A 292-nucleotide genomic window follows, 5' to 3' on the forward strand; every position below is an offset into this window, starting at 1 on the left:
GCTATGCGCTGGTGATCGCGCTGACGACCTATGCATCGCTGATCATCGGTGAACTCGTGCCCAAGCAGTTCGCGTTGCGCTCGCCGGAGGCAGTTGCTGCGCTGGTCGCGGTGCCGCTGGGTTGGCTCGCCATCCTGCCCGCGCCGCTCGTCTGGCTGCTCGACAAGTCGAGCGCGCGGATCTTCCATCTGTTGCGCCTCGATCGCGAGAACGAGGATCAGGTGACGGCGGAAGAACTGCACCTGATCGTCGCGGAGGCGTCGAAATCGGGCGTGATCGAGGAGCATGAGCG

At 64.7% G+C, this 292-nt stretch carries 1 protein-coding gene; it reads left to right on the forward strand.

Translation table 11 applies throughout. The annotated features are described in order from the left end of the window. The coding region (locus AC0IYH_RS30920) for a CNNM domain-containing protein (RefSeq protein WP_471838000.1) at positions 1-292 on the forward strand (292 nt) is incomplete at both ends.

The organism is Pseudomonas sp. AC463 (assembly GCF_979253585.1).